This window comes from Arthrobacter sp. 10L430, assembly GCF_056395245.1.
In genome coordinates, this window is record NZ_JBFTJD010000070.1 from 1 (window position 1) to 552 (window position 552).

General features: G+C 67.4%; 1 protein-coding gene and 1 pseudogene. Both read right to left on the minus strand.

Annotated elements, in window-relative coordinates; all coding sequences use genetic code 11:
• The coding region (locus tag AC1DDG_RS21700; RefSeq protein ID WP_476877703.1) for an amino acid permease at nucleotides 1-362 on the minus strand (362 nt) is incomplete at its 3' end.
• A 40-nt stretch (nucleotides 363-402) separates the two neighbouring features.
• Nucleotides 403-552 (minus strand): annotated as a pseudogene (aspA, locus tag AC1DDG_RS21705) (aspartate ammonia-lyase); the annotation flags it as partial.

The following is a 552-nucleotide window of genomic DNA, read 5'->3' on the forward strand; positions in this document are numbered from 1 at the left end:
GAGATGAACGCGGCTTTCTCGCCGAAGAATTCGCGGGCGTAGGAGACGAAGGAGCCCGAGGACGGGCGGTGCAGGACCAGTTCGCCGAGGGCGCGGAGGATCAGGAAGGCGAAGAAGCCGCAGACGGCGTAGGCGATGACGAGCGAGGGTCCGGCGGCGTTGAGCCGGCCGCCGGCGCCGAGGAACAGGCCGGTGCCGATCGCGCCGCCGATCGCGATCATCTGGATCTGCCGGGGCTTCAGGCTCTTGTGGTAGCCCTTGTCCTCCGCGTGGAGAAGCTTCTCGGTGGCGTGCGCCTGGGCCGGAACCGTGTGGTCTGTGACGGCCGCGGTGCTTGCGGCGCCCTGTGGGGAGTTGGACATGGGGGATCCTTTGTTTCCAGTGGGGGACGGGAAAAGCGGTTTATTTGCTGAGGTTGGCGAGGCGTTCGGGGCTGAGGAGTTCCTGGAGTTGGTTTGCGGTGAGGAGGCCGTGTTCGAGGACGAGTTCGGCCACGCCCTTGCCGGTGGCGAGGGCTTCCTGGGCGATGGCGGTGGCGGTGGCGTAGCCCAG